The 25400-nt window shown below is 63.2% G+C and carries 16 protein-coding genes; 10 read left to right on the top strand and 6 right to left on the bottom strand.

Features of this window, described 5'->3' with window-relative positions; translation table 11 throughout:
• The first annotated feature begins 237 nt into the window (after positions 1–237).
• Both NHH88_27300 and NHH88_27295 read left to right on the top strand, forming a co-directional pair.
• Entirely contained in the window at positions 238–3363 is a 3126-nt protein-coding gene (locus tag NHH88_27300; GenBank protein ID USX17450.1) for a transglycosylase domain-containing protein, read from the top strand.
• Positions 3364–3634: 271 nt separating this feature from the next.
• Positions 3635–4999 (top strand): TAXI family TRAP transporter solute-binding subunit, encoded by a 1365-nt coding sequence (locus NHH88_27295; GenBank protein ID USX13323.1) that lies wholly within the window; start codon positions 3635–3637, stop codon positions 4997–4999.
• Between the two features lie 87 nt (positions 5000–5086).
• Here the strand turns inward: NHH88_27295 and NHH88_27290 are convergent, their stop codons facing one another.
• Complete coding sequence (locus NHH88_27290; protein USX13322.1) at positions 5087–5545, bottom strand: rhodanese-like domain-containing protein; 459 nt, start codon at positions 5543–5545, stop codon at positions 5087–5089.
• 314 nt (positions 5546–5859) lie between these two features.
• Between NHH88_27290 and glnA the strand changes: the two genes are divergently transcribed.
• The 5 genes from glnA to corA all read left to right on the top strand — a co-directional run bounded on the left by glnA (position 5860) and on the right by corA (position 11680).
• Positions 5860–7275, top strand: coding sequence for a type I glutamate--ammonia ligase (glnA, locus tag NHH88_27285; GenBank protein ID USX13321.1), 1416 nt, complete (start codon positions 5860–5862; stop codon positions 7273–7275).
• Between the two features lie 131 nt (positions 7276–7406).
• A complete protein-coding gene (locus tag NHH88_27280; protein USX13320.1) occupies positions 7407–7928 on the top strand; it encodes a DUF4124 domain-containing protein in 522 nt (173 codons plus the stop codon).
• Positions 7925–9037, top strand: a complete 1113-nt coding sequence (gene glnL, locus NHH88_27275; protein USX13319.1) for a nitrogen regulation protein NR(II) — start codon at positions 7925–7927, stop codon at positions 9035–9037. The genes NHH88_27280 and glnL overlap by 4 nt, the downstream gene beginning before the upstream one ends.
• A 69-nt stretch (positions 9038–9106) precedes the next feature.
• Positions 9107–10633, top strand: a complete 1527-nt coding sequence (gene ntrC, locus NHH88_27270; protein ID USX13318.1) for a nitrogen regulation protein NR(I) — start codon at positions 9107–9109, stop codon at positions 10631–10633.
• 78 nt (positions 10634–10711) lie between these two features.
• Entirely contained in the window at positions 10712–11680 is a 969-nt protein-coding gene (gene corA, locus NHH88_27265; protein ID USX13317.1) for a magnesium/cobalt transporter CorA, read from the top strand.
• A gap of 78 nt (positions 11681–11758) precedes the next feature.
• Here corA and NHH88_27260 read toward each other — a convergent pair whose 3' ends face one another.
• On the bottom strand, positions 11759–14464 hold the full coding sequence (locus tag NHH88_27260; GenBank protein USX13316.1) for a TonB-dependent receptor: 2706 nt from the start codon (positions 14462–14464) through the stop codon (positions 11759–11761).
• A 310-nt stretch (positions 14465–14774) separates the two neighbouring features.
• Between NHH88_27260 and NHH88_27255 the strand changes: the two genes are divergently transcribed.
• Entirely contained in the window at positions 14775–16109 is a 1335-nt protein-coding gene (locus NHH88_27255; GenBank protein ID USX13315.1) for a HAMP domain-containing histidine kinase, read from the top strand.
• A gap of 76 nt (positions 16110–16185) precedes the next feature.
• Here NHH88_27255 and NHH88_27250 read toward each other — a convergent pair whose 3' ends face one another.
• Positions 16186–17841, bottom strand: a complete 1656-nt coding sequence (locus NHH88_27250) for an NAD(P)/FAD-dependent oxidoreductase (protein ID USX13314.1) — start codon at positions 17839–17841, stop codon at positions 16186–16188.
• 620 nt (positions 17842–18461) lie between these two features.
• On the opposite strand from NHH88_27250, the gene NHH88_27245 reads away from it, so the two are divergent.
• Together NHH88_27245 and NHH88_27240 are read left to right on the top strand one after the other, a co-directional pair.
• Entirely contained in the window at positions 18462–18821 is a 360-nt protein-coding gene (locus NHH88_27245) for a hypothetical protein (protein ID USX13313.1), read from the top strand.
• Positions 18822–19054: 233 nt separating this feature from the next.
• Positions 19055–21967, top strand: coding sequence for a TonB-dependent receptor (locus NHH88_27240; GenBank protein ID USX13312.1), 2913 nt, complete (start codon positions 19055–19057; stop codon positions 21965–21967).
• Positions 21968–22033: 66 nt separating this feature from the next.
• Here NHH88_27240 and NHH88_27235 read toward each other — a convergent pair whose 3' ends face one another.
• From NHH88_27235 to NHH88_27225, 3 genes are all read right to left on the bottom strand, one after another.
• Positions 22034–23314 (bottom strand): aspartyl/asparaginyl beta-hydroxylase domain-containing protein, encoded by a 1281-nt coding sequence (locus NHH88_27235; protein ID USX13311.1) that lies wholly within the window; start codon positions 23312–23314, stop codon positions 22034–22036.
• 148 nt (positions 23315–23462) lie between these two features.
• Positions 23463–24014 carry a flavodoxin family protein gene (locus NHH88_27230; protein USX13310.1) on the bottom strand — a complete coding sequence of 184 codons (552 nt, stop codon included), beginning with the start codon at positions 24012–24014 and terminating at the stop codon, positions 23463–23465.
• Positions 24015–24174: 160 nt separating this feature from the next.
• The gene (locus tag NHH88_27225) at positions 24175–24900 is read right to left on the bottom strand and encodes a 16S rRNA (uracil(1498)-N(3))-methyltransferase (GenBank protein ID USX13309.1); all 726 of its coding nucleotides are present in this window, start codon (positions 24898–24900) and stop codon (positions 24175–24177) included.
• Between the last annotated feature and the right edge of the window lie 500 nt (positions 24901–25400).

Below are 25400 nucleotides of genomic sequence, written 5' to 3'. Positions count from 1 at the left end.
TCATCACCGGTTGCCACCACGCCGATGTGGTGCAATGGTGGCTAGTAGGTTTTACTGAAACAGCTGACCGGTTTGAATCATATGTTAAGCAATCGTCGTTTCCGCCGGCCCCTAGTCAAAGCAGTGCGCAAGTTGCGCGCGGGCGCAGCAGCACTAGGCTATCGTCGCACCCGGCATCTTCATGTCGTGCCGCCCCTTAACCCCGAAGAAAGCGAGGCGCACTTGGCGCAAGCGCAGATGGACGCGCCGCCGCCTGGCGAGCCGACCAAGAGCAAGCGTTCGCGCAACGCCCTGATCGTGGTGCTGCTGGTGGGCGCCTCGTTCGCCGTGTGGTGGGGCGTGCACGAGAGCCGCACATCGACCATGCAGGCGCGCATCTTCACGGACCTGGCCAACAAGATGACGTACAAGGTGCAGCCGGGGCCGAGCAATTCGATCCGCTTCCCCCACGACAGCCCGTACGACGAGCGGCTCGGCTACGCCAGCCTGCCGGACTACCTGGCCAAGCTGCGCACGCGCGACTACCAGGTCAGCGCGCAGGCCCGCATTTCGCCGAAGATGGCGGAACTGGCCGACATGGGCATCTTCGCCACCTATCACGAGAAGACCAAGACCGGCCTGACGATCTACGACTGCCGCGCGCAGGAGCTGTTCGCCGCCAGCTATCCGGAACGCATCTACAACAAGTTCGAGCAGGCGCCGATGGCGCTGATCTACAGCCTGCTGTACATCGAGAACCGCGAGCTGCTCGACAATAAGTACCCGAAACGCAATCCGGCCGTCGAATGGGACCGCCTGGGCAAGGCCGTGATCGAGAAAAGCGTCAACGCCGTGGCCGGCGGCCATCGCGCGGCCGGCGGCAGCACCCTGGCCACGCAGATCGAGAAATACCGCCACTCGCCGGAGGGCCGCACCGGCTCGATGAAGGACAAGTTGCAGCAGATGGTCTCGGCCAGCCTGCGCTCCTACCAGGACGGGCCGGACACGACCAAGGCACGGCGCCGCATCGTCATCGATTACCTGAACACGGTGCCGTTGTCGGCCAAGCCCGGTTATGGCGAGGTCAACGGCATTGGCGACGGCATGTGGGTCTGGTACGGCCGCGAATTCGCCGACGTCAACCGCCGGCTTAGTGGCAATCTCGACAATCCCGATCCGGAGACCGCGCTGATCTACAAGGAAGCGCTCAGCCTGATGATCGCGCAGCGCCGTCCGAGCCACTATCTGGGCGACGGCGCCGACGACCTCGAAGTGCTGGCCGACAGCCATCTGCGCGTGCTGGCGCAGGAAGGCATCATCACGGCGGCGATGCGCGACGTCGCGCTCAAGCAGCCGCTGCATCCGGCCAAGGGCAACGGCCTGCAGGCGGCGCCGGAGATGACCTTCGTCACGCGCAAGGCCTCGAACGCGATCCGCAACCACCTGGCCAACCTGCTGGGCGACAACCGCATGTACAACCTCGACCGTCTGGACCTGAACGTGGTCAGCACGCTCGACGCGCAGGCGCAGATGGCCGTGACGCAGGTGTTGCGCGACCTGCGCGACCCCGAGCGCGCCGCCGCCGCCGGCCTGACCGGCAAGGGTATGCTGGGCAATGGCGATCCGGCCAACGTGGTGTACAGCTTCACATTGCTGGAAAAGGGCGTGGACAACAACCTGCTGCGCCTGCAGACGGACAACTACGACCAGCCGCTCGACATCAACGAGGGCGCCAAGCTCGACCTGGGTTCGACGGCCAAGCTGCGCACCCTGGTGACCTACCTGGACATCGTCGACCAGCTCAACAAGAAGTACAAGGGCATGAACGCCGAAACGCTGAGCATGATCCCGGTCGATCCGCAGGACAAGCTGTCGCGCTGGGCGATCGAGTACCTGACGGCGCATCCGGTCGGCAGCGCCGAGCGCGAAATCACGCCGATGCTCAACGCGGCCATGGAGCGCAAATACTCTGGCAATCCGGGCGAGGGCTTCTTCACCGGCGGCGGCCTGCATTACTTCGGCAACTTCTCCAAGGAAGACAACGGCAAGATCTTCACCGTGACCGAGGCGCTGCGCCGCTCGACCAACCTGGTGTTCGTGCGCCTGATGCGCGACGTCGCCAAGTTCTACATGTTCCAGACGCCGGGCTCGTCGGCCTCGCTGCTGGCCGACGCCGACGATCCGCGCCGCGCCGTCTACCTGGCGCGCTTCGCCGACAAGGAAGGCAAGGAGTTCCTGAACCGCTTCTACGCCAAGTACAAGGGCAAGCCGGCGGCCGACCTGGACAAGATCCTGCTGGCCAACATCCGCAGCACGCCGACGCGGCTGGCGGTAATCCATCGCACCGTGTATCCGACTGCCAGCGTCAAGCAGTTCGGCGACTTCCTGCACGAGTACCTGCCGTCGCAGAACGAGGTGTCGGACGAGCGCGTCGAGAAGCTGTACGACCAGTACGCGATCGACAAGTGGTCGCTGCCGGACCGCGGCTACCTGGCCAGCATCCATCCGCTGGAGCTGTGGATGGCCGCGTACATGCGTCTGCATCCGAAGGCGACCCTGTCGCAGATGACGGCGGCCAGCGAGAAAGAGCGCCAGGAAGTGTATTCGTGGCTGTTCAAGACGCACCGCAAGCACGCGCAGGACCGCCGCATCGCCGGCCTGATCGAGGTCGAAGGCTTCATGGAGATCCACAAGCAGTGGAAGAAGATGGGCTATCCGTTCGAATCGCTGGTGCCGTCGTATGCGACGACGCTGGGCGCATCGGCCGACCGTCCGGCGGCGTTGGCGGAGATGATGGGGATTATCGTCAACGGCGGCGTGCGCAAGAGCAGCCAGCGGATTTCGTCGCTGCACTTCGCCAAGGGCACGCCGTACGAGACGGTGGTGAGCAAGGCCAAGCCGACCACCAACGAGCAAGTGCTGTCGCCGGAAGTGGCGCGCGTGGTCGCCGACGCGATCCGTGGCGTGGTGTCGGACGGTACGGCCAAGCGGGCGCGCATGGCGTTCGTGCAGTCGGACGGCACGGTGCTGCATGTGGGCGGCAAGACCGGTACCGGCGACCAGCGCTTCGATGTGTATGGCGGCGGCGGGCGGCTGATCGAATCGCGTTATGTGAACCGGTCGGCGACGTTCGTGTTCAATATCGGCGAGCGCTTCTTCGGCAGCATGACCGCGTATGTGCACGGGCCGGAATCGAAGAATTACGATTTCACCAGCGCGTTGCCGGTGCAGTTGCTGGTGGTGCTGGCGCCGAGCTTGATGCCTTTGATCGAGCCGAACCCGGTGGTTGCGCCGGGCGCGGTGCCGCCGCCGGTGGTGGTGAAAACCGGTGGCGTGCCGGCAAACGCCGCGACGGCCGCTCCGCTGCGCGCCTGCGGCGGCTAGACGAGTGGCGGATTACGCTACGCTAATCCGCCCTACGTGTTTACGCGCCAAATCATCGGCCAATGGCCGGTCGGCGATTGCGCGCGGCGCCGGCCCGGGGCACGAAAGGCACCACAGATCCACGTAGGGCGGATTAGCGCAGCGTAATCCGCCACGCGCCGCCCGCGCCGTATCCAACGCCACCGCCCGGACCAGCCCGTTCCTGTATTCCCCTTGCATAATTGCTCATTTGTTGGCATGGTATCAGCCCATGAAACCAATGCGCCACCACATGTCCAAAATCCTCAAGTTCACGCAATTCTCGGTGCGGGACTTGTTTGTCGCCTCGGCTCCGACCATCGCGCTGATCGTCGGCGTCTGCCTGCTGGCCTACTGGCTGGTCGATCCCGCCCCGCCGCGCACTGTGCGCCTGGCCACCGGCCAGGAAAACAGCGCCTACGAGGAATTCGGTAAAAAATACGCCGCAGCCCTCGCCAAGCACGGCGTCAAAGTCACCCTGGTCCCCTCGGCCGGCTCCGGCGAAAACCTGCGCCGCCTGCGCGCCGGCGAAGTCGACATCGCCTTCGTCCAAAGCGGCTCCACCAACGAGGAGGTGGCCGAGCGCGAAGGCCTGTCGTCGCTGGGCAGCCTGTTCGTCGAGCCGCTGTGGCTGTTCCTGCGCGTGACCAAGGGCCAGCCGCCGATCACCCAGCTCAGCCAGTTAAAAGGCAAGAAAATCAACTTCGGCCCCAAAGGCGCCGGCGCGCCCCGCCTGTTCCGCCAGGTGCTGTCGCTCAACGGCCTGGAGAAGGAGGACGTCGAACGCTTCTCGCTGGCCAACACGCCCGCCACGGTGGAATTGCTGGAAGGCCGCATCGACGGCCTGGTGTTCACCTCGGCGCCCGAAGCGCCGCTGATCCAGATGCTGCTGCAAACGCCGGGCATCAAGCTGTTCAACTTCAGCCAGGCCGAGGCCTATGCGCGCAAGCTGCCGTTCCTCACGCATGTGGTGCTGCCGCAGGGTATCGTCGACCTGGGCCGCGATATTCCCAAGGAGAATTACAACCTTATCGCGCCGACTGCCACCCTTGTGGCGCGCGACGACCTGCATCCGGCGCTGGTCGATTTGTTCGTGCAGGCGGCCAGCGGCATCCACAACGGCGCGGGCTGGTTCCAGCAGCAGGGGCAATTCCCGTCGGCCAAGTACACCGAGATTCCGGTCGACGCAGAGGCGGCGAAATACTACAAGAACGGCCCGCCGCTGCTGCAGCGGTACATGACGTTCTGGCTGGCCAACTTCTTCGACCGCATGTGGGTGGTGGTGCTGGCGCTGAGCGCCTTGATTATTCCGTTGTCGCGGATTATTCCGCCGCTGTACGTGTGGCGCATCCGTTCGCGCGTCTACCGCTGGTACGGGCAGTTGCGCACGGTGGAGCAGCAGGTCGAGAGCGCGCCGGAGGCGACGCGGATGCAGGTGTACGAGGCGCAACTGAAGCGGCTCGACGAGATCGAGGAGCTGGTCAACCAGATCTCGATTCCGCTGTCGTTCGCCGATGGCTTGTATGGCTTGCGCAGCCACATCCAGTTCGTGCGCAAGCGGATACAGTTTTTGATGGGAGAGGGCGCGCCGGCGGCGACGCTGGCGGTGCCCGTTTAAACCCTAAGCCACGGCGGGGTCGTACCCAACGGGGTACGACCCCAAAATCCATGACGCCGGCGGTTCGAAATGCGTCGCGGGCTCACATTAGGCGCCGGTCCACGGCAGGCCGGCCTTGCACCAGCCGCCGATATTCTTGCGGTGGCTGTGCTCGTCCTTGTCGCCCTCGAAGCCTTCCAGGATGTCGTAGCAGTGCTGGTAGCCGTGCTCGGTGGCCAGCTTGGCCGCACCACGCGAGCGCACGCCCGAGCGGCACAGGAACAACAACACCTGATCCTTGCGCGCCACCGAGTTCAATTGCTCGATGAATTCATGATTAGCGATGCCGCCCGGATAAATACTCCACTGTACCGCACCATGTTGGGCTTCCGGAATGGCCACCCGGCCGACCCAGTCGCGCTCGGCATTGGTGCGCACATCCACGATCTTGACGGCGTTGTCGGCGCCGATCAGCTCATAGGCCTCTTGCGGCGTGACCGCGCCGGCATACGGCCAGTCCTTGCTGCGCCCACGGGCCACGGCCAAGATCTCGTCTATTTTGCTCATGGGATGTCCCTCCAAATAAGATTAAGTTTATTATAGGCGTCCTGTGCACGTCGGAGACAATGGCGCACCAAAGGCGTGCAATTTTCAGCAAAAAACGAAAATTGCACGAAGATGGTGCGGTTTGGTAATTTTGCACCAAGTTGGTGCTGCATTGATCCGGTGTAAATAGTGGTGTTTTGGTGCTCCGCCCCGTTTTAGTCTCTTTTGTCGGCGAGTTCCAAGACGCTATGAACATATCGTTATGAGTTTCAGGCTGGCATAGATACTGCTTATAGAGAGCGCACCAGTTATACACATTCCTTTAGGAGATACGCATGGCAATGACAGCCGCAGAAGTCTTGAAAATGGTCCAGGAAAACGAAGTCAAATTCGTTGATTTCCGTTTCGCCGATACCCGTGGTAAAGAACAGCACGTCACCGTGCCCGTGTCGCACTTCGACATGGACAAGTTCGAATCGGGTCACGCATTCGACGGTTCCTCGATCGCCGGCTGGAAGGGCATTGAAGCATCGGACATGATTCTGCTGCCAGATCCAAACACCGCGAACATCGATCCGTTCATGGAAGAGACCACGCTGTTCATGCAGTGCGACGTTATCGAACCGTCGGACGGCAAGGGCTACGACCGCGACCCGCGCTCGATCGCCAAGCGCGCTGAAGCCTACCTGAAATCGTCGGGCATGGGCGACACCGCCTACTTCGGTCCAGAACCAGAATTCTTCATCTTCGACAGCGTGCGCTGGAAGATCGACATGTCGGGCTGCTTCGTCAAGATCGACTCCGACGAAGCATCGTGGACCACCGACAAGGAAATCGAAGGCGGCAACAGCGGCCATCGTCCTACCGTCAAGGGCGGCTACTTCCCGGTCCCACCGGTCGACAGCTTCCAGGACATGCGTTCGGAAATGTGCCTGATCCTCGAATCGCTGGGCATCCCGGTCGAAGTGCACCACCACGAAGTGGCCGGCGCCGGCCAGAACGAAATCGGCACCAAGTTCTCGACCCTGGTCGAGCGCGCCGACTGGACCCAGAACCTGAAGTACGTGGTCTGGAACGTCGCCCACAGCTACGGCAAAACCGCCACCTTCATGCCGAAACCTATCGTTGGCGACAACGGTTCGGGCATGCACGTGCACCAGTCGATCTGGAAAGACGGCGTCAACCTGTTCGCCGGCGACGGCTATGCCGGCCTGTCGGAAACCGCGCTGTACTACATCGGCGGCATCATCAAGCACGCCAAGGCGCTGAACGCGATCACCAATCCGGGCACCAACTCGTACAAGCGTCTGGTTCCAGGCTTCGAAGCGCCGGTCAAACTGGCCTACTCGGCCCGTAACCGCTCCGCTTCGATCCGTATTCCACACGTGGCCAATCCAAAAGGCCGCCGTATCGAAACCCGTTTCCCGGATCCACTGGCAAACGTGTACCTGTGCTTCGCCGCGCTGCTGATGGCCGGTCTGGACGGTATCGCCAACAAGATCCATCCGGGCGAAGCGGCATCGAAAGATCTGTACCACCTGCCGCCGGAAGAGGACGCACTGATCCCGACCGTGTGCTCGTCGCTGGAAGAAGCGCTGGACAACCTGAACAAAGACCGCGAGTTCCTGACCCGTGGCGGCGTGTTCAGCGATTCGATGATCGACGCTTACATCGAACTGAAAATGCAGGACGTCCAGCGCATGCGCATGACGACCCACCCAGCCGAGTTCGACATGTACTACTCGCTGTAATTGCAACGCATCGGCTTGCCGATGCTTGTAGTGAAGCAAAAAACGCGGGGGGAGCCATGGCTTTCCCCGCGTTTTTGTTTGGATGTTGTATATTCAGGATGGAGCGTTCCACCCCAGGATTACGAATGACAATGAGTTTCAAAAGATGCGGTTACGCCAATGTTGGCGCGGTGTTTACGCTGGCGCTGGTGGCCTGCGGCGCGGCGCGGGCGCAGGGCGTGATCTACAAATGCACGCCACCCAACGGCAGCACCGAATACACCGACGTTTATCGCGGTAACTATTGCAAGGCGATGGACTTGCCGGGCCTGGCGATCCCGGCGCCGGCCAGGCGGCAGGCCGCGCCGGCACGCGCGGCCGGATCGACACCTGCTGCGCCGGCCGCCGCGCCGGGCGATTTTCCCCGTGTCGACAGCGCCGAGCAGCGCGCGCGCGACGCCGACCGCCGCGCGATACTGGAAGACGAGTTGAAAAACGAAACACAGAAGCTGACGGAGTTGCGCAAGGAGTTCAACGGCGGCGAGCCGGAACGGCGCGGCGACGAACGCAACTACGCGAAATACCAGGAACGGGTGGCCGCCATGCGCGACAGCATCAGCCGCTCGGAAAAGAATGTCGAAGCCTTGAAACGTGAGATCGCGAATATCCGATGAGCCTTGTTAGTAATATCGCCGCCCGCGCCGTGGCCGCCATGAACCGTCCACCGGCGCTGGCCGGCCTCGAACTGCTGGCCTCGGCCGTGGTGATGCTCGACGGCGAGGGCCACATCGCCTACGCCAACGCGGCCGCCGAGAACCTGCTGGAAAGTTCCCTGAAGGCGCTGTCGCGCCAGAAGCTGACGTCGCAGTTCCTCAACCCCGAGGAGCTCGATCACATCTGCGCCCAGGCGCGCGAGCACAAGTTCTCCGACCTGCGCCAGGACTTGACCCTGGAGCGGGCCGGGCGCGATCCGCTGCACGTGCACAGCATCGTCTCGGCGCTCGACGACCCGGCCGACCATATCCTGATCGAACTGCGCGAGCACCTGCAGCACCTCAAGCTCGACCGCGAGGAGCGCATCCTCGACCAGAGCCAGGTCAACAAGGAGCTGATCCGCAACCTGGCGCACGAGATCAAGAACCCGCTGGGCGGCATCCGTGGCGCCGCGCAACTGCTGGAGATGGAACTGCCGGCGCTGCACGCGGTGCAGCTGCGCGAATACACGCAGGTCATCATCAAGGAGGCCGACCGCCTGCAAACCCTGGTCGACCGCCTGCTGGCGCCACACCGCCGGCCGCACATCGTCGGCGACGTCAACATCCACGAAGTGCTGGAGCGCGTGCGCAGCCTGATGCTGGCCGAATTCCCGTCCGGCCTGACGATTTTGCGCGACTACGACGCCTCCATCCCCGAGTTCCGGGGCGACAAGGAGCAACTGATCCAGACGGTGCTCAACATCGCCCACAATGCCGCGCAAGCGCTCGCTGCACAAATCGAAGCGGGCGACGCGCAGATCATTTTGAAGACCCGCGTGGCGCGTCAGATGACCCTGGCCAAGGTCCGCTACGGGCTGGCATTAGACTTGCATATCATTGACAATGGACCGGGCATCGCACCCCAGATCCGCGACCGTATTTTCTACCCGCTGGTGTCGGGCAGGGAAGGCGGCAGCGGCCTCGGGTTGACCTTGGCGCAGACTTTTGTGCAGCAGCACATGGGCGTGATCGAGTGCGAGAGCCGGCCTGGATATACGGATTTCCGTATCCTGCTGCCGTTGCCATAAGCCGAGGCAAGCAGGTGCGGGTGCCGAGTCCCTTGATTGACGATCCATATTGCGGGATAACACAAACACATGAAGCCAATCTGGATAGTAGACGACGACGAATCGATCCGCTGGGTACTGGAAAAAGCGCTGGCGCGGGAAAACCTGGCCACCAAGAGTTTTGCCAACGCGCGCGACGCCATCGCCGCGCTGGAGTTCGAGACGCCGCAGGTGCTGGTGTCCGACATCCGCATGCCGGGCGACTCCGGCCTCGACCTGCTGCAACTGGTCAAGTCGCGCTTCCCGGGGCTGCCGGTCATCATCATCACCGCCTTCTCGGACCTGGACTCGGCCGTCGCCGCGTTCCAGGGCGGCGCCTTCGAATACCTGGCCAAGCCGTTCGACATCGACAAGGCCGTCGAACTGATCCGCCGCGCGCTCGACGAGAGCCTGCGCGAGACCAGCGTCGAATCGGGACCGTCGGAGACGCCGGAAATCCTCGGCCAGGCGCCGGCGATGCAGGAAGTGTTCCGCGCCATCGGCCGCCTGTCGCAATCGAACGTAACGGTGTTGATCACCGGCGAATCGGGCTCGGGCAAGGAGCTGGTGGCGCGCGCGCTGCACAAGCACAGCCCGCGCGCGCAGCAGCCGTTCATCGCGCTCAACACGGCGGCGATCCCCAAGGATTTGCTTGAGTCCGAACTGTTCGGCCACGAGCGCGGCGCCTTCACCGGCGCGCAAACGACGCGGCGCGGCCGTTTCGAGCAGGCCGAAAACGGCACCCTGTTCCTCGACGAGATCGGCGACATGCCGTTCGACCTGCAAACGCGGCTGCTGCGGGTGCTGTCTGACGGCCACTTCTACCGGGTCGGCGGGCATCAGCCGCTCAAGGCCAATGTGCGCGTGATCACCGCGACGCACCAAAATCTGGAGCAGCGGGTGCGGGAAGGATTGTTCCGCGAGGATTTGTATCACCGCCTCAACGTGATCCGCCTGCGTTTGCCCAGTTTGAGGGAGCGGCGCGAGGATATCCCTATTTTGGTGCGCCACTTCTTGGTGCAAAGCGCCAAACAGCTCGGCGTGGAGGCCAAGCGGATGAGCGACGCCACGGTGCAGTTCCTCAGCAGCCTGGATCTGCCGGGCAACGTGCGCCAGCTGGAAAACCTGTGCAACTGGATCACGGTGATGGCGCCGGGGCAGACGGTCGAAGTCAAGGACCTGCCGCTGGAGCTGACGCAGGAGCAGGCCGGCGGTGGTGGCGCCGCCTTGAGCACCGGCGTGGGCCTGGCCGCGTCGTCGGAAAGCTACAGCGCGATCCAGCACCACGGCACGGTGGTGCCGGTGGCGACGGTGGACGCCGGCGGCGCCAATGGGTTGTCCGGCTCGCCGGACGCCTGGCTCGGCCTGCTGGAAGTGCAAGCCGCCTCCATGCTCAGCGGCGGACAGCAGGAAGTGATGGCGGTATTGGGGCGGCAATTCGAGTCGGCGCTGATCCGCACCGCCCTGAAGCACACGCACGGCCGCAAGAACGACGCCGCCGTCAGGCTCGGGATCGGCCGCAACACCATCACGCGCAAGATCGCCGAACTCGGCATCGACGGCGCCAAGGACGATTAACAACGTCGGGGTGGATATTTGTACTTTAAGGTAAGCTCTTGGCTGACGAAGCCAAGGGCTTTTTTTTATGGAAACTGTATGTTGATTAATTGTGTGGCCTATCAGGACGGCCAGAAGCTGGACGACATCCCGGTCGAGGAAATCAGCGATTACATGGAGCGGCCGGAGACGTTCGTCTGGGTCGCCCTGCGCGACGCCGAACCGGACGAGCTCAAGACGATGCAGCACGAGTTCGGCCTGCACGAGCTGGCCGTCGAGGACGCCAGTCGCGGCCACCAGCGACCGAAGATCGAGGAATACGGCGATTCGCTGTTCGTGGTGGTCAAGACCATCGAGTGCCGCGACGGCGACGTGGCCGTCGGCGAGGTCGACATGTTCGTCGGCCAGAACTATATCTTGTCCTCGCGCGACGCCGAGAGCCAGCAGGGCTTCCTGGGCGTGCGCGCGCGCGCCGAGAAGGAGCCGCACATGCTGCGCCTGGGGCCTGCGTTCGTGCTGTACGCGCTGATGGACGCGGTGGTCGACCGCTACTTCCCGGTGCTCGACATGCTGGAGACGGAGCTGGAAAAAATCGAGGAGCTGATCTTCAGCCAGGGCAAGCAGCGCGACAACATCGAGCGTCTGTACGAGCTCAAAAGCAAGGTCACCACGGTGCGCCACGTGGTCGCGCCGCTGATGGAGGCGGTCGGGCGGCTGCACGGCGGCCGGGTGCCGTCGATGTGCATGGACACCCAGGAATACTTCCGCGACGTGCATGACCACTTGCACCGTATCACCGCCTCGCTCGAGTCCATCCGCGACACCATCGGCACCGCGATCCAGGTCAACCTGTCGATGACGGCGATCGAGGAGAGCGAAGTGAACAAGCGGCTGGCGGCGTGGGCGGCGATCTTCGCCATCGTCACCGCGTTCGCTGGCCTGTGGGGCATGAATTTCAAGTACATGCCCGAGCTGGAGTGGAAGTACGGCTATCCGATGGCGCTGTCGATCATGGTACTGGTGTGCCTGGGGCTGTATCGGCGCTTCAAGCGCTCCGGCTGGCTGTAGCGCCCACGGCGGCGGGACGAAAAAAAACCACCCTGTGGCGCATGCGCCGCAGGGTGGTTTTTTTGTTACGACTTCAGATTAGAAGTTGTAGGTGGCGCGCACGTACACGGTGCGGCCCGTTGGATCCGTGTAGCGTGGATCGTAACCAGCCTGGAAGGCGGTGGTCTGGTACGACAGTGGCGGCTCGCGGTCGAACAGGTTGCGCACGCCGGCGGTCAGGGTCAGGCCCTTGATCGCTTCCCACGAACCGTAACCGTCGAACGTGGTGTACGACGAAACGTGGTTCTCAGGATCCTGGTCGATATAGCCCGACTTGTAGTGCGCCGTCAAACCGGCGCCGAACTTGCCCGAGCTCCAGTTCACGTTGGCGCTGTTCTGCCAGCGGAAGACCACGCTGTCACCCGAGAATTCGCCCAGTCGGTTGCGCATCGTGTCGCCGACGAAGTTCTGGTACTCGTACTTGTGCACCCAGGTGCCGTTGTACGAGAAGTTGAACAGGCCGTAGTTGGTGGTGCGCAGCTTGTAGGCTGCAGCGAAGTCGACACCATTGGTGTTCATGTCGCCCAGGTTCTGCGTGCGCAGGTCCAGGTAGCCGCAGGTGATCGGGTTAGGGCACTGCGAACCATCGACCGCCAGGTCGCCGGCCGGATTGCGCTTGTAGTACGGCGCGAAGGTGACCGGATCGCTCAGCACGTCGTTGTCCTGCAGGTTGCCGATTTGCTGGGTCAGGCGGATCGACCAGTAGTCGGCCGACAGGGTCACGTTGTTGACCGGTTCCCACACCAGACCGACGGTGCCCGTTTTCGAACGCTCAGGGTTCAGGTTCTGGTTACCACCGTTGAGCACCTGGAACTGCTGGCCGCAGTTGGCCGCTGCCGACTTGCCAGGAATCGGATTGCCGCCCGGGCAGTTGATCGGATCGTCCATGGTGTTGGCGGCGTTGGTGTACGAGTTCGCTGCGTTGATCTCATACAGCGACGGCGCGCGGAAGCCCTTGGAGTACGAACCGCGCATCAGCAGCGAGGTCACAGGACGGTAGACGAACGAGAACTTCGGATTGGTGGTGTGGCCGAAGTCGCTGTATTTGTCGTAACGGAAGGCGGCGGTCAGGTCCAGGTTCTTCAGCACCGGCACGTTCAGCTCGGAGTAGAAGGCCGATACGCTGCGCTTGCCTTCGTTCAGGGTCAGCGGATCGATACCGGTCGAGGCGATCACTTTTTCCGCGAACTCGGTGTTGGCCGCGCTACGGAATTGCTGGTGTTCGTACTGGGCGCCAACGGCCAGGCCAGCCTGGTGGCCGGTGTTGAGCCAGTCGCCGACTTCGCGGCTCAGCTTGATATCCGCGCCCTTGCTGATGCCCTGCGCGTTCATGATGTTGCCGCTCAGCGCTGCGCTGTTCAGCAGTGCCGTGCCGGCCGCGCTCTGGTCGCCGAAGACGTTGATCACGCCGTCGAGTACGCCGCGCGAGATGATGCCGCCATCGCTATAGCCGTACAGGTTTTGCTTGACCTTGTTCTTGTTGTACGACAGCGCGGTCTCGTAGTCCCAACCGGCGACGACGCCTTTGAGGTTCACCACCAGGCGTTCCTGGCGGTTGATGTTCTCGTCGGCGCGCGAGCCGTTCGGCAGGTCGCGCCAGCGCGCGTGCACGAAGCCCGGCTGTACGCCGTCGGTGATCGAGCCGCCCGTGTCCATGAAGTTCGGGTCCAGCGGAATGCTGTTAGGAACGGTGCCGTTGCCCGGGTAGTAAGGGTTCGGGGTGCCGTCCGGGCGGTTGCGGTTGATGTACAGGCCGCCGTATGGGACCGGAGCGATCGCGCTCTGCACCTTGCTCTGGGTGGTCAGGTACTCCACGCCCAGTTCATGGTTGTCGGTCAGCTTGAAGGTGCCGCGCAGCAGGCCCGTGGTGCGCTCGCTCTTCGGAATGTAGTTGACGAAGGACGAGGTGGTCATCTGGCAGGCGCCGTTGCTGCCTGGTACCAGGTTCGGGGCGCTGGTGCAGCCCGGGCCGGCCGGGTTGCCGCTGGCATCGGCCTGGTAGTAGTTGGCCGGGCTGGTCGATGCCGACAGGCCGCCGGCGTAGCGGCGGTTGTAGTCGCGCTGGGTGCCGAGGATAGGGTTCTGGCCCTGGTGGTCGACCATCGCGAAGATGTTGAAGCGGTCTTGCTCGAGGTCGCCGAAGCCGTAGCCGATGTTGGCGTTGCGGCTGGTGCCGCCGTCCTTGCGCGGGCTGTCCGCGCCGACGGTGACGGTGCCGCCTTGCCAGTCTTTTTTGGTGATGAAGTTGATCACGCCGCCGACCGCGTCGGAGCCGTACAGCGACGAGGCGCCGTCGCGCAGCACTTCGACGCGCTCGAGCGCGGCGAATGGGATCATGTTCAGGTCGGGCGCCGAGCTGTCGAAGGCGTTGTTCGCCAGGCGGCGGCCGTTCAGAAGGATCAGGGTCTTGTTGGCGCCGATGCCGCGCAGGTCGGCGAACGAAGCGCCGCCGGTGCCGGAGCCGACGACCTGGCTGGTGCCGGTGCTCGACTGCGAGACGCTCAGATTGGCCAGCACCTGTTCGACGGTGGTGATACCTTCTTTTTTCAGGTCGGCCATCTTCACGACGGTCACGGGTACGGCGGTCTCAGCGTCGATACGCTTGATAGCCGAACCGGTAATTTCCACACGCTGGATGGGCGCGTCTGCTGCTTGTTGAGCGATTGCCGGTTGTGCCAGCACGAACGCGGCGCCGCCGGCGAACATCAGCCGCAGCGAACGCGAAATAACGGTTTCCATCATCATTGCTTCAACTCCTAAGAGATCTTATTGCTTCTTTATCATTAAACGACCCGGGCTGAATAATCCATGGGTAAATTATTCAGGGTTGCCATCAGACCACCCGAAGGGCGCAGGGTCAATTGTCTCTCTGTAACAAGTTTGACATAAACAACACTTCCTACGGTTTTTGCATGAAAAAGCACGTTTTTTACACAAAAATACAAAGTTTTTGAAAAGTAATGGCAATTTTGTGCTAGAGCTCGTTAAAAGCTTCACCCGTTTTCATGCGTGTGAATGGCGGTACAATCAATAGCCTGTCCACTTGGGGGATGCGATGACGGATGAACCGCGTGAGGAGTTGCCCGGGGCGCTGGCCGAGGCCACATTGCGCGCCATCACGGCGTCGACCTCGCGCGCGCGCGGCGACGAGTTTCTGCGCCTGATGGTGCGCGAGCTGGCGCTGGCGCTCGACGTGCGCTACGTCATCGCCGGCCGCCTGATCCGCATGGCCGACGACCACGAAGGCATCCGCACGCTGGCGCTGTGGGGCGGCGGCGACTACCTGCCCGCCATGGAATACAGCCTGCGCCACACGCCCTGCCAGGACGTGACCGACCAGAGCATTTGTTTTCACGCGTGCGGCATCCAGGCCGGCTACCCCAGGGACACCCTGCTGGTCGAGATGCAGGCCGAGAGCTATATCGGCATCCCGATGATCGACACCGAGGGCAACACCCTGGGCATCCTGTCGGCCATCGACACCCGTCCCATTTCCGAGGACAAGCGCCTGTTGGCGCTGTCGCTGCTGTCGATCTTCGCCACCCGCTGCGCGGCCGAATTGCAGCACCAGGAACGCGAGCGCACGCTCGAGCAGACGGTGCAACAGCGCAGCGAGGCCTTGCTGGCGGCGCAGGCCATCCTGGTCGAGCAAGAGAAGATGGCGGCGCTGGGCGCGCTGGTGGCCGGCGTGGCGCACGAGGTCAACACGCCGATCGGCGTGGCGGTGACGGCGTCGTCGAGCCTGAGCTCCTACGCCGAGGAGCTGGTCAAATGCGTCAGCGGCGAGCGCGTCAGCCGTTCTGAACTGGTGGCCACGGCCCAGCGGCTGCGCGAGGCGGCCCTGCTGGTCGAGCGCAACCTGGCGCGCGCCGCCGATTTGATCGGCAACTTCAAGCAGTTGGCGGTCGACCAGGGCAGCACCCATGTGGTCGAGATGGGCTTGCGCGACCACGCGCTCAGCGTGGTGTCGGCGCACGGACCGGAGTTGCGCAAGGTCGGCATCCAGGTCGGCGTCGAGATCGCCGCCGACCTGCGGGTGCGGCTGGACGCCGGGCGCTGGTCGCAGGTGCTGTCGAACCTGCTGATGAACGCGGCCAAGCACGGCTATCCGAACGGCGGCCCCGGCAAGATCGTGCTGAGCGGGCGCGGCGAACTGCAGGATGGCGCGCGCTGGCTGCTGCTGGAGTTCGCCGACGACGGCGTCGGCCTGACGGCCGAAGTGCGCGAGCGCTTGTTCGAGCCGTTCTTTACCACCAAGCGCGGGCAGGGCGGATCGGGCCTGGGCATGCACATCGTCTACACCATCGTGCACCAGATGGGCGGGCAGGTGGCGGTGTCGCCCGGCACGCCGGGCTGCCGCATCACCATCCGCCTGCCGGTCGGGGAGTGAACGGTTGTTAACCCGCACCCCAACCAGGGTCGTACCCCTTGGGGTACGACCCTATCTCGTTGCCGCTCGCGCGCCGTTACAGCGAACCGGGTTTGCCCGCGTTGTCGGCGGCCATCGACAAGGCCACCGCCTCGGCCACCTTGATGCCGTCGACGCCGGCCGACAGGATGCCGCCGGCATAACCGGCGCCTTCGCCGGCCGGGAACAGGCCGCGCGTGTTCAGGCTTTGCAAGGTGTCGTCGCGGCGCTTGATGCGGATCGGCGACGAGGTGCGCGTCTCCAGCCCGGTCAGCACGGCGTCGTGCTTGAAGTAGCCGCGCACCTGCTTGTCGAACGCCGGGAAGGCTTCGCGCAGCGCCGTCACGGCGAACTCCGGCAGGATTTGCGCCAGGTCGGTCAGGTGCACGCCGGGCTTGTACGACGGCACCACCGCGCCGAACTCGGTCGAGGCGCGGCCGGCGACGAAATCGCCCATCAGCTGGCCCGGGGCGTTGTAGGTGCCGCCGCCCAATTCAAACGCCTTTTCCTCCAGCCGGCGCTGGAATTCGATGCCGGCCAGCGGATGGCCCGGATAGTCGACCTCCGGCGAGATGCTCACCACGATGGCGCTGTTGGCGTTGCGCTCGTTGCGCGAATACTGGCTCATGCCGTTGGTGACCACGCGTCCCGGTTCGGACGCGGCCGCCACCACGGTGCCGCCCGGGCACATGCAGAAGCTGTAGACGGCGCGGCCGTTGGAGGCGTGGTGCACCAGCTTGTAATCGGCCGCGCCCAGGATCGGGTGGCCGGCGTTGGGGCCGAAGCGGCAGGTGTCGATCAGCGATTGCGGGTGCTCGACGCGGAAGCCGATCGAGAACGGTTTGGCCTCGATGTAGACGCCGCGCTGGTACAGCATCTCGAAGGTGTCGCGCGCGCTGTGGCCGATCGCCAGCACCACGTGGTTGGTGACGATCTTCTCGCCGCTCTCGAGGGTCAGGCCGCGCACCTGGCCGCCATCCGCGCCTTGTTCGATCTCGATGTCGACCACCTTGTTGCCGAAGCGGTATTCGCCGCCCATGGCCTCGATGTTGGCGCGCATCTGCTCGACCATCTTGACCAGGCGGAAGGTGCCGATGTGGGGCTTGCTGACGTAGATGATCTCCTCGGGCGCGCCGGCCTTGACGAACTCCGTGAGCACCTTACGGCCATAGTGCTTCGGGTCCTTGATCTGGCTGTAGAGTTTGCCGTCCGAGAAGGTGCCGGCGCCGCCTTCGCCGAACTGCACGTTGGACTCGGGGTTCAGTTCGCGCTTGCGCCAGAAGCCGAAGGTGTCGACGGTGCGCTCGCGCACCTGCTTGCCGCGTTCGAGGATGATGGGCCGCAAGCCCATTTGCGCCAGGATCAGCGCGGCGAACAGGCCGCACGGCCCGGTGCCGATGACCACCGGGCGCGGGTTCCGGTCGTGGCCGGCCAACTGCTCGCCGGCGGCGACGTACTTATATGAGGTGTCCGGCGACGGCATCAGGTGGGCGTCGTGCTTGAGGCGCTTGAGCAGCGCGGCCTCGTCGCGGACGTCGACGTCGAGCGAGTAGATGAGCACGATCGCGGTTTTCTTGCGCGCGTCGTAGCTGCGTTTGAACACGGTGAAGCCGAGCAGGTCGGCGGCGGGGATGTCGAGGCGCGCCAGGATGGCGGCCGGCAGTTCGTCCCCGGTATGGTTCAACGGGAGCTTGACTTCATTTAAACGCAGCATGATGGATTCCTGAGAGGGCGCTGTCTAGGCGCCATGGCCGTCGGACCGGATGGGCCGGTCCGTGAAAGGCCGTATTTTACCAATATTGCCGCCCGAACGCAGCTGTCCCGACGGGGCCGCCTTTTGAAATGCGGTCTATCGCCGTTGTGAGAAATATAAAATGCCGCGATGGCGTTTGTAGAGTATTAAATTCAGCCGTCGGCGCCGGTACGGCAAGTTGCCGCGCCGCGCGGCGTCCGCCCGGATTAATTCGCAATTGATTTAAAAGCGCTCGGGATAATCTCGGCTTATTCCCAGCATGATTATATTTCGACCTGTTTCTTCGGCGGCTTTATTCGATGGCTATTAATCTTCCAACGGGCGCCAATAGGGGTTTTGACTGCCTGCGCAAGAAAGATCGAGACCTGCCGGCGGCGCCGCAGCTCTTTGCGGAATGCAATATATTGCATTTAAGAAATGGTTTGTGCGCCGGCAACTGATGTGTTTGTTGTTAAAAGACGACTTGCACCAGATTGGGTAGCGCCCGCGTTTTATACGGTACAAGCTCTAGTTCGCCTAACGCGGCGTGCGGGCCGGTAGAAAAATCCCGCTTTCACCGCGTCTGCGATGCGCGGTTTTCGATGTTCTTTGTTTTGCCGATGAAGCGGCGGACGTTGATTTCCTGCGGTTCGTTCTTGACGACGGAGACTTTTGATGCAAATCCCCCAAGCAACGTTACTTCCGAGCAGAAAGCATCGCCATGTTGTCTTTTTGTTGTTTTTTCGCGCGTATATCATTGCCAAACAGTAAACGAAAAATGTCTAATTGAAAATATTTCTCCCGATTCCGGTGCATCTTGTTGTCAAGACGAGACAAGCAAAAAAAATATCAAATCGTCATCGATTCCGCGCATCACCGAGCCGTTCAAACCGACGCCCCAAACTGGTGCGCGCGAAATCGACGCCCCCGCCGCCGCCCGGACCAGCCCTCGGGTTTATTGACAATGGTCGAGGTGCTATGTTTTTATGAATGGCGGCAAAGTTCTGGATTATTTCGCCCATGATCCATTCCCGGACTTCGCCACCGGCAGTGAAAAGGTTTTGAAAGAGCAGGGCAGCAATTGAGTGGTTTTATCCAGACTCTCAATGAGCTTATAAAAGAAAAGGGTCGTTTTACTCGTCGTTCAAAAGATGCAGTGAAACGTCTAATAAACACACCAAGGGAATTCAATATAATGATCAAGGAAACAGTACTGTCTCGCTCGATCCGCGTGATGTTTGTCAGCGGTCTCGCGCTGGGTATGCACGCCGCCACGGCGCAGGACGCGCCGTCCGAAGCAATGCAAAAGGTCGAAGTGACCGGTTCGCGCATCCCGACCCTGAACACCGACGGCGTCAGCCCGATGGTCGTGCTGGGCGCGAAGGACATCAAGCTCGACGGTGTGCGCAACGTCGAAAGCCTGCTCAACAACCTGCCGCAAGTGTTCGCCTCGCAATCGGGTAACGTCGTCAACGGCGCTACCGGTACCGCCACCGTCAACTTGCGCGGCCTGGGCGACAACCGCACGCTGGTGCTGGTCGACGGCCGCCGCATGCCTGCCGGCTCGCCTGGCACCTCGGCTGCCGACTTGAATCAAATTCCGACCGCGCTGATCAAGCGCGTCGAAGTGATGACCGGCGGCGCCGGCGCCGTCTACGGCGCGGACGCCGTGGCCGGTGTGGTCAACTTCATCATGATAGACAACTTCGAAGGCGTGCAGGTCGAGTTGAACGGCAGTGGCTACAACCACCAGCAAAACAACCCGCGCGGCGTGGCCGACATCGTCGCCGGCCGTGCCGCGACCAACCCGAGCCAGTTCGCCGTACCGGGCAACAAGAGCTTCGACGGCCGTTCCAAGGACGCCTCGTTGCTGATCGGTGGTAACTTCGCCGACGGCAAGGGTAACGCCACCCTGTTCTTCAGCTACAAAAAGGACGACGCGCTGCTGCAGTCCGAGCGCGACTTCACCTCCTGCTCGCTGGCCTCGTCGGCCGCCGGTTTCTCCTGCGGCGGCTCCAGCACCAACGCCACCGGCCGCTTCACCAACACCAAGACCGGCACCGTCTACACCACCACCGCGTCGGGCGATCCGCGCCCGTACAACACCGCGCTGGACGCCTACAACTTCGGTCCGATCAACCACCTGCAGCGTCCCGACGAACGCTATGGCGTTGCCGCCTCGGCACGCTACGACGTGACCGACAAGCTGCGCGTCTACAGCAACTTCGCCTTCCACGACGACAAGAGCGACGCGCAGATCGCCCCTGGCGGCCTGTTCGGCAACGTCTACAACGTCCGCTACGATAATCCGTTCCTGACCCCGGCCATGCGCAACGCCATGAGCCTGTTCGCGCCCGGCGACGAGACCGACGTCGTGATCCAGCGCCGCAACGTCGAAGGCGGCGGCCGCAATGCCCTGTTCACCAACACTTCGTACCGCATGCTGTTCGGCGCCAAGGGCGAAATCGGCAAATGGGCCTACGATGTGTACGCGCAGACGTCGAAAGTGCGTTTCGCCGGCAGCTCGGACAACTACTTCTCGAAAGAACGCGGCGCCAAGGCGCTTGACGTGCGCAACGTCGGTGGCGTGGCCACCTGCGCGGCCACCGTGGCCGGCACCGATCCAGGTTGCGTACCGTACAACCCGTGGACCGTCGGCGGCGTCACGCCCGAGATGCTCGCTTACATCCAGATTCCTGGCCAGCAGTTCGGCTACACCAAGCAGCAGATCCAGAGCGGCACCATCGGCGCCGACCTGGGCGAATACGGCCTGCGCGTGCCGACGTCGCAAAACGGCATCGGCGTATCGTTCGGCATCGAGCGCCGTGTCGAGGAAATCCAGCTGAACCCGGACGGTCCGTCGCAGAACTTCGACCTCGACGGCGCCGGTGGTCCGGTGTCGCCGGTGCGCGGCCGCTACGTCGTCAAAGACATCTTCGGCGAGGTGCGCCTGCCGCTGCTGGAAGACCGCGCGTTCGCCAAGAAGCTCGAGACCAACCTGTCGTTCCGCCACACCGACATCGACACCGGCGTGACCGCCAACACCTACGGCCTGGGCCTGTTGTGGCAGCCGACGGACATGATCTCGGTACGCGCCTCGCATCAAAAGGCCGTGCGCGCGCCGAACATCATCGAGCTGTTCTCGCCTGCGGGTAACAACCTGTACGACAACGACGCCGATCCATGCGCCGGCGCGACGCCGAGCGCCACGCTGGCGCAGTGCGCCCGCACCGGCGTCACCGCAGCCCAGTACGGCAACATCCAGGACAGCCCTGCCGGCCAGTACAACTACCTGGCGGGCGGCAACCCTGCGCTGCGTCCAGAAACCTCGAAGTCGAACACCGTCGGCCTGGTCATCGCCCCGTTGCGCAACCTGACCGTGACCGTGGACTACTTCGACATCAAGGTCAACGACACCATCAGCAACGTCAGCCCATCGACGACGCTGGAAAAGTGCCTGGACTCCGGCAATCCGACCTACTGCTCGCAGATCACCCGCGACCGTCTGGGCACCCTGTGGCTGCTGCCTGAGGCATCGATCGTTGGCACCAACACCAACATCGGTAGCCTGCACACCCGTGGCCTGGATCTGGGCTTCAGCTACGACCAGAAGGTCGGCGCTTATGGCCGCATGGGCCTGGTCATGAACGGCACCTACCTGAAGAACTTCGAGATCGAAGAGCTGCCGGGCGACGGTTCCTTCGATTGCGCCGGCCTGTACAACGGCGCCGGCAAGTGCGGCCAGGCACGTCCGAAATGGCGTCACAAGCTGCGTCTGAACTGGAACACCCCATGGTCGACCGACCTGGCCGTGACCTGGCGCTACTTCAAGGCTGTCGATCTGGAAACCACCAGCGACAACCCACTGCTGAGCGGCGTCGCACGTCCTGTGGAAGCCGAACTGGGCGCGCGCAGCTACATCGACCTGGCAGGCACCTACGCGCTGACCAAGAAGATCACGCTGAGCGCGGGCATCAACAACCTGTTCGACAAGGATCCTCCGCTGACCTCGCTGGCCGGCACCGGCGTGGGTAACGGTAATACGTTCCCATCGATGTACGACGCCCTGGGCCGCAAGATCTTCCTGAACATGACCGCCCGCTTCTAATCGGCGCCATGTAAGCAAAAAGGGCGGACCCTCGGGTCCGCCCTTTTTTTTTTCGTCCCGGCCCGGTCAGAGGTCGAAGCCGCCTTGCTGTTGGCGGAAGTCGGCGATGCCGCGTGCCAGCGCGGTGATCAGCTCGCGCTCGGCCGCCGACAGGTGCGGATGCCAGATGTCGAAGATCAGCACCACGCGCAACTGGTCGCTGTCGTTCCACGCCTCGTGCTCGATGGTGTCGTCGAACACCCAGGCCCGGCCCGGCACCCACTGGCGCGTCTCGTTGGCCACGCGGAAGCCGCAGCCGGGCGGCACGATCAGCGGCAAATGCGTCACCAGGCGCGCGTTGCTGACGCCGACGTGGGCCGGAATGCGCGTTTTCGGCTTGAGCAGCGAGAACATGGCGGTCGGCGTGCGGCCCGGCTGGTCCGGCTGCGGCGCCCCGCCCAGCAGCGCCATCGTGCGCGGACACTTTTCCATGTTGCCGGCCACCGGCGCGCCGTCGCGCAGCAGGTGGTAGGCGCTCCAGCGCGGCGAGTTGTTCAGCTCGGCGAACTGCTGGTGCGGCACGTCGTCCGGGTATGTCAGGTAGGGCACGAAGTCTTGCTCGGCCCCCAGCACTTGCAGGAATTCTTCGCGGATGGCGTCGGTGCCGGCCTCGATCGCGTCGAGCCACGGGAAGTCGCCGCGCGGCAGGAACGGTTGCGGCAGCAGGCCGGGGTAGTGGTACGTCATCGACTGCGAATCGTAGCGGCGCTTGCGACCGACCATGATGTCGATCGACTCGCGGAAGCGGCGCAGGTCCTCGCCGGCGTGTTGCCGATATTGCTGGTCGAGGAAGTTGTCGAGGAAGCGGCCGAAGCCGGCCTGGTAGGTGTCGACATACTGGAGGGCGTGCTCGACGGCGGTGCGCATGCCCGGTTCGAGCTGCGCCAGCGGCGGCGCCACCTGCGCCACCGCGCCGTACACCGAGGCCGACTTGTGGGTGTCGCCCTGGCGCTCGAGCAGGTTGGCGCGCAGGATCAGCGCCACCATGTTCGACGGATCGGCCACCAGCGCGTTGTGGATCGCGGTTTCCTCGGCCGCTTCGTCCTTTTGCGCCTGGCAGGCCAGCGCCAGGTTGATCCAGCTTTGCGGATCGTCCTGGTCGGCGCGCACCAGCCGCTCGAAGGCGAGGCGCGCGGTCGCGTGGTCGCCGTAGCGGAAGGCGCGCTTGCCCAGCGACGACAAGGCCAGCGGATGGGCCGGCGCCAGCTCCAGCAGGCGCGCCCACAAGCGGGCCGCGTCCTCTTCCTTGCCGGCTTTGGTGGCCTGGATGGCGGCGGCCTCCAGGATCGCGATTTCGGGTTCGGCCATGGGCGTGTCTTTTCTTTGGGCGGTGGACGCTGGCGGATGCCAGCCGGAAAATTATAGCCCGTCGGCGGCGGCGGCGATGATAAAAAAATCCGCAAAAAAACCCGCATCGCCTGGCGGCGCATGCGGGTTGATCGAGTGACTGTGCGGCTTACTTCAGGCGCGCGGCGATGGCGGCGACGCGCGCGCCGTAGGCCTTGGCGGTGTCGAGGTCGCCTTGCGGGATTTCATCGACACCGGCGTCCGACGGCGACTGCGCCATGGCGCCGACCGAGCCGCCGATGTTGTTCAAGTCGGTGCGCTGTGCCGCCTTGGTGTTCGATGGCAGCATGCCCAGGCTGACCCAGATGCCGCCGTGCTGCGAGGCCAGCGTGTTCAGATAGACCAGGGTGTTTTGCTTGTCGCCGCTAAAGCTGGCGCTGTTGGTGAAGCCGCCGAAGACCTTGTCTTTCCAGCCGCTGCCGAACCAGACCTTGGAGCTGGCGTCGGCGAATTTCTTGAACTGCCAGCTCGGGCCGCCCATATAGGTCGGCGTGCCGAAGATGATGGCGTCGGCCGCGGCCAGTGTCTCCCAGGCGCCGTCGGGCAGGTTGCCCTCGGCGTCGATGGCCAGCAATTCACCACCGGCTCCCTCACTGACGTACTCGGCGACACGTTTGGTATGTCCATAACCGGAGTGATAGACGATGACGATTTTGCTCATGTGGCCTCTTTAATAGAAAGTGTGTGGAATCTATAGAGTAGAGCACGGATGGCGGTTCGACAATACTAACCCGAAGGTAGGGGGAGGGTGCGCGCTGCCGGCGGCGCTTGGCGGATTACGCGCTGCGCGCTAATCCGCCCTACGTGTTTGCGGGGTGCAACTACATCCCGCCCCAGATCGCGCTCAGCGCGCCGACGGCCGCCAGCGCCGCCGTCTCGGTGCGCAGGATGCGCGGGCCCATCGCCAGCGGCAGCGCGCCGTGGCGCAGCGCCATCTCCTCCTCCTGCTCGCTCAGGCCGCCCTCGGGGCCGATCACCAGGGTGACCGCCTGCGGTCCCTGGTGGCGCGCCCAGTCCGGCAGCGACTGCTGCGCGCGCGGCGTCAGGATGATGCGGCGGTGCATGTCCTGCTGGGTGATCCATTGCTTGTAGTCCTGTAGCGGCGCCAGCTGGGCCAGGCGGTTGCGGCCGCTCTGCTCGGACGCCGATTCGATGATGCCGCGCCAGTGCCCCATCTTTTTCTCCGCGCGCTCGGCCGACAGCCGCACCACGCAGCGCTGCGCCGCCAGCGGCTGGAAGCCCGACACACCCAGCTCGATGGCCTTTTCGATGATCCAGTCCATCTTGGTCCCCTCCGGCAGCGCCTGCGCCAGCGTGATGGCGAACGGCAGTTCGACGTCGCGCGCATGGTGGGCCTTGATCTCGACGGTGGCGCTGCGGCGCTCGATCTGGGTCAGGGTCGCACTGTACTCGCCCCCTTCGCCGTTGAACAGCGTGATCAGCTCGCCCTGGGCCAGCCGCAGCACCTGGATGTGATGGGCCACGGTGTCGGGCAGGGCGACAAGCTGGCCGACGGCCAGCGGCTGGGAAATGTGAAAGCGGGGCATGCAAAAGTCCGGTCGGTAGTGATCGACAATTTTAATCGCTGGACAAGCGTCCTGGTGACTTACTTGTGGTTATGACCGGAAGTTACAAAATCGGCGCGATTGTGGTGCGGGTCGGCGCGATAGTTGTGCACGGCTTAGATTCGCGATCGAAATCCGCACCAAGATGGGAAGTCGCCGTGATCGACGTTTTCGGCGTGTGAGTAAAGTTCGGTAAGAATCTAAATGAGAAAATTCTATATCGATATTACCTATTTAAACTGCATAAAAAATGTAACCAACGCTTATTGCAGGGGGAATATGTGTCTCCATCGTAAAGCAATATTATTGGATACTGTATACAATTTTGTCGGCTTTGCCTGTTTTTTAGCCATCCCGTTGTTTTATTGCATTATGAAAGTATGTTCATTGACAGTGCAATTCTGCCCATGGTTTTATCGGTTCCACAGGCCGTGAAATATCACGAACTGTGATTATTGGTAAACAGATCTCCATCAGAGAGA

Source organism: Oxalobacteraceae bacterium OTU3CAMAD1 (assembly GCA_024123915.1).
Taxonomy (GTDB): Bacteria; Pseudomonadota; Gammaproteobacteria; order Burkholderiales; family Burkholderiaceae_D; genus Rugamonas.
The sequence above is the reverse complement of the archived record's forward strand: the minus strand, read 5'-3'. Positions and strand labels throughout refer to the sequence as shown.

What these genes read in the sequence shown, in the direction of transcription:
- NHH88_27300 (USX17450.1), top strand. Translation starts at nt 238, where the DNA reads ATGGACGCGCCGCCGCCTGGCGAGCCGACCAAGAGCAAGCGTTCGCGC.
- NHH88_27295 (USX13323.1), top strand. Translation starts at nt 3,635, where the DNA reads ATGTCCAAAATCCTCAAGTTCACGCAATTCTCGGTGCGGGACTTGTTT.
- NHH88_27290 (USX13322.1), bottom strand. Translation starts at nt 5,545, where the DNA reads ATGAGCAAAATAGACGAGATCTTGGCCGTGGCCCGTGGGCGCAGCAAG.
- glnA (USX13321.1), top strand. Translation starts at nt 5,860, where the DNA reads ATGGCAATGACAGCCGCAGAAGTCTTGAAAATGGTCCAGGAAAACGAA.
- NHH88_27280 (USX13320.1), top strand. Translation starts at nt 7,407, where the DNA reads ATGAGTTTCAAAAGATGCGGTTACGCCAATGTTGGCGCGGTGTTTACG.
- glnL (USX13319.1), top strand. Translation starts at nt 7,925, where the DNA reads ATGAGCCTTGTTAGTAATATCGCCGCCCGCGCCGTGGCCGCCATGAAC.
- ntrC (USX13318.1), top strand. Translation starts at nt 9,107, where the DNA reads ATGAAGCCAATCTGGATAGTAGACGACGACGAATCGATCCGCTGGGTA.
- corA (USX13317.1), top strand. Translation starts at nt 10,712, where the DNA reads ATGTTGATTAATTGTGTGGCCTATCAGGACGGCCAGAAGCTGGACGAC.
- NHH88_27260 (USX13316.1), bottom strand. Translation starts at nt 14,464, where the DNA reads ATGATGATGGAAACCGTTATTTCGCGTTCGCTGCGGCTGATGTTCGCC.
- NHH88_27255 (USX13315.1), top strand. Translation starts at nt 14,775, where the DNA reads ATGACGGATGAACCGCGTGAGGAGTTGCCCGGGGCGCTGGCCGAGGCC.
- NHH88_27250 (USX13314.1), bottom strand. Translation starts at nt 17,841, where the DNA reads ATGCTGCGTTTAAATGAAGTCAAGCTCCCGTTGAACCATACCGGGGAC.
- NHH88_27245 (USX13313.1), top strand. Translation starts at nt 18,462, where the DNA reads ATGTTCTTTGTTTTGCCGATGAAGCGGCGGACGTTGATTTCCTGCGGT.
- NHH88_27240 (USX13312.1), top strand. Translation starts at nt 19,055, where the DNA reads ATGATCAAGGAAACAGTACTGTCTCGCTCGATCCGCGTGATGTTTGTC.
- NHH88_27235 (USX13311.1), bottom strand. Translation starts at nt 23,314, where the DNA reads ATGGCCGAACCCGAAATCGCGATCCTGGAGGCCGCCGCCATCCAGGCC.
- NHH88_27230 (USX13310.1), bottom strand. Translation starts at nt 24,014, where the DNA reads ATGAGCAAAATCGTCATCGTCTATCACTCCGGTTATGGACATACCAAA.
- NHH88_27225 (USX13309.1), bottom strand. Translation starts at nt 24,900, where the DNA reads ATGCCCCGCTTTCACATTTCCCAGCCGCTGGCCGTCGGCCAGCTTGTC.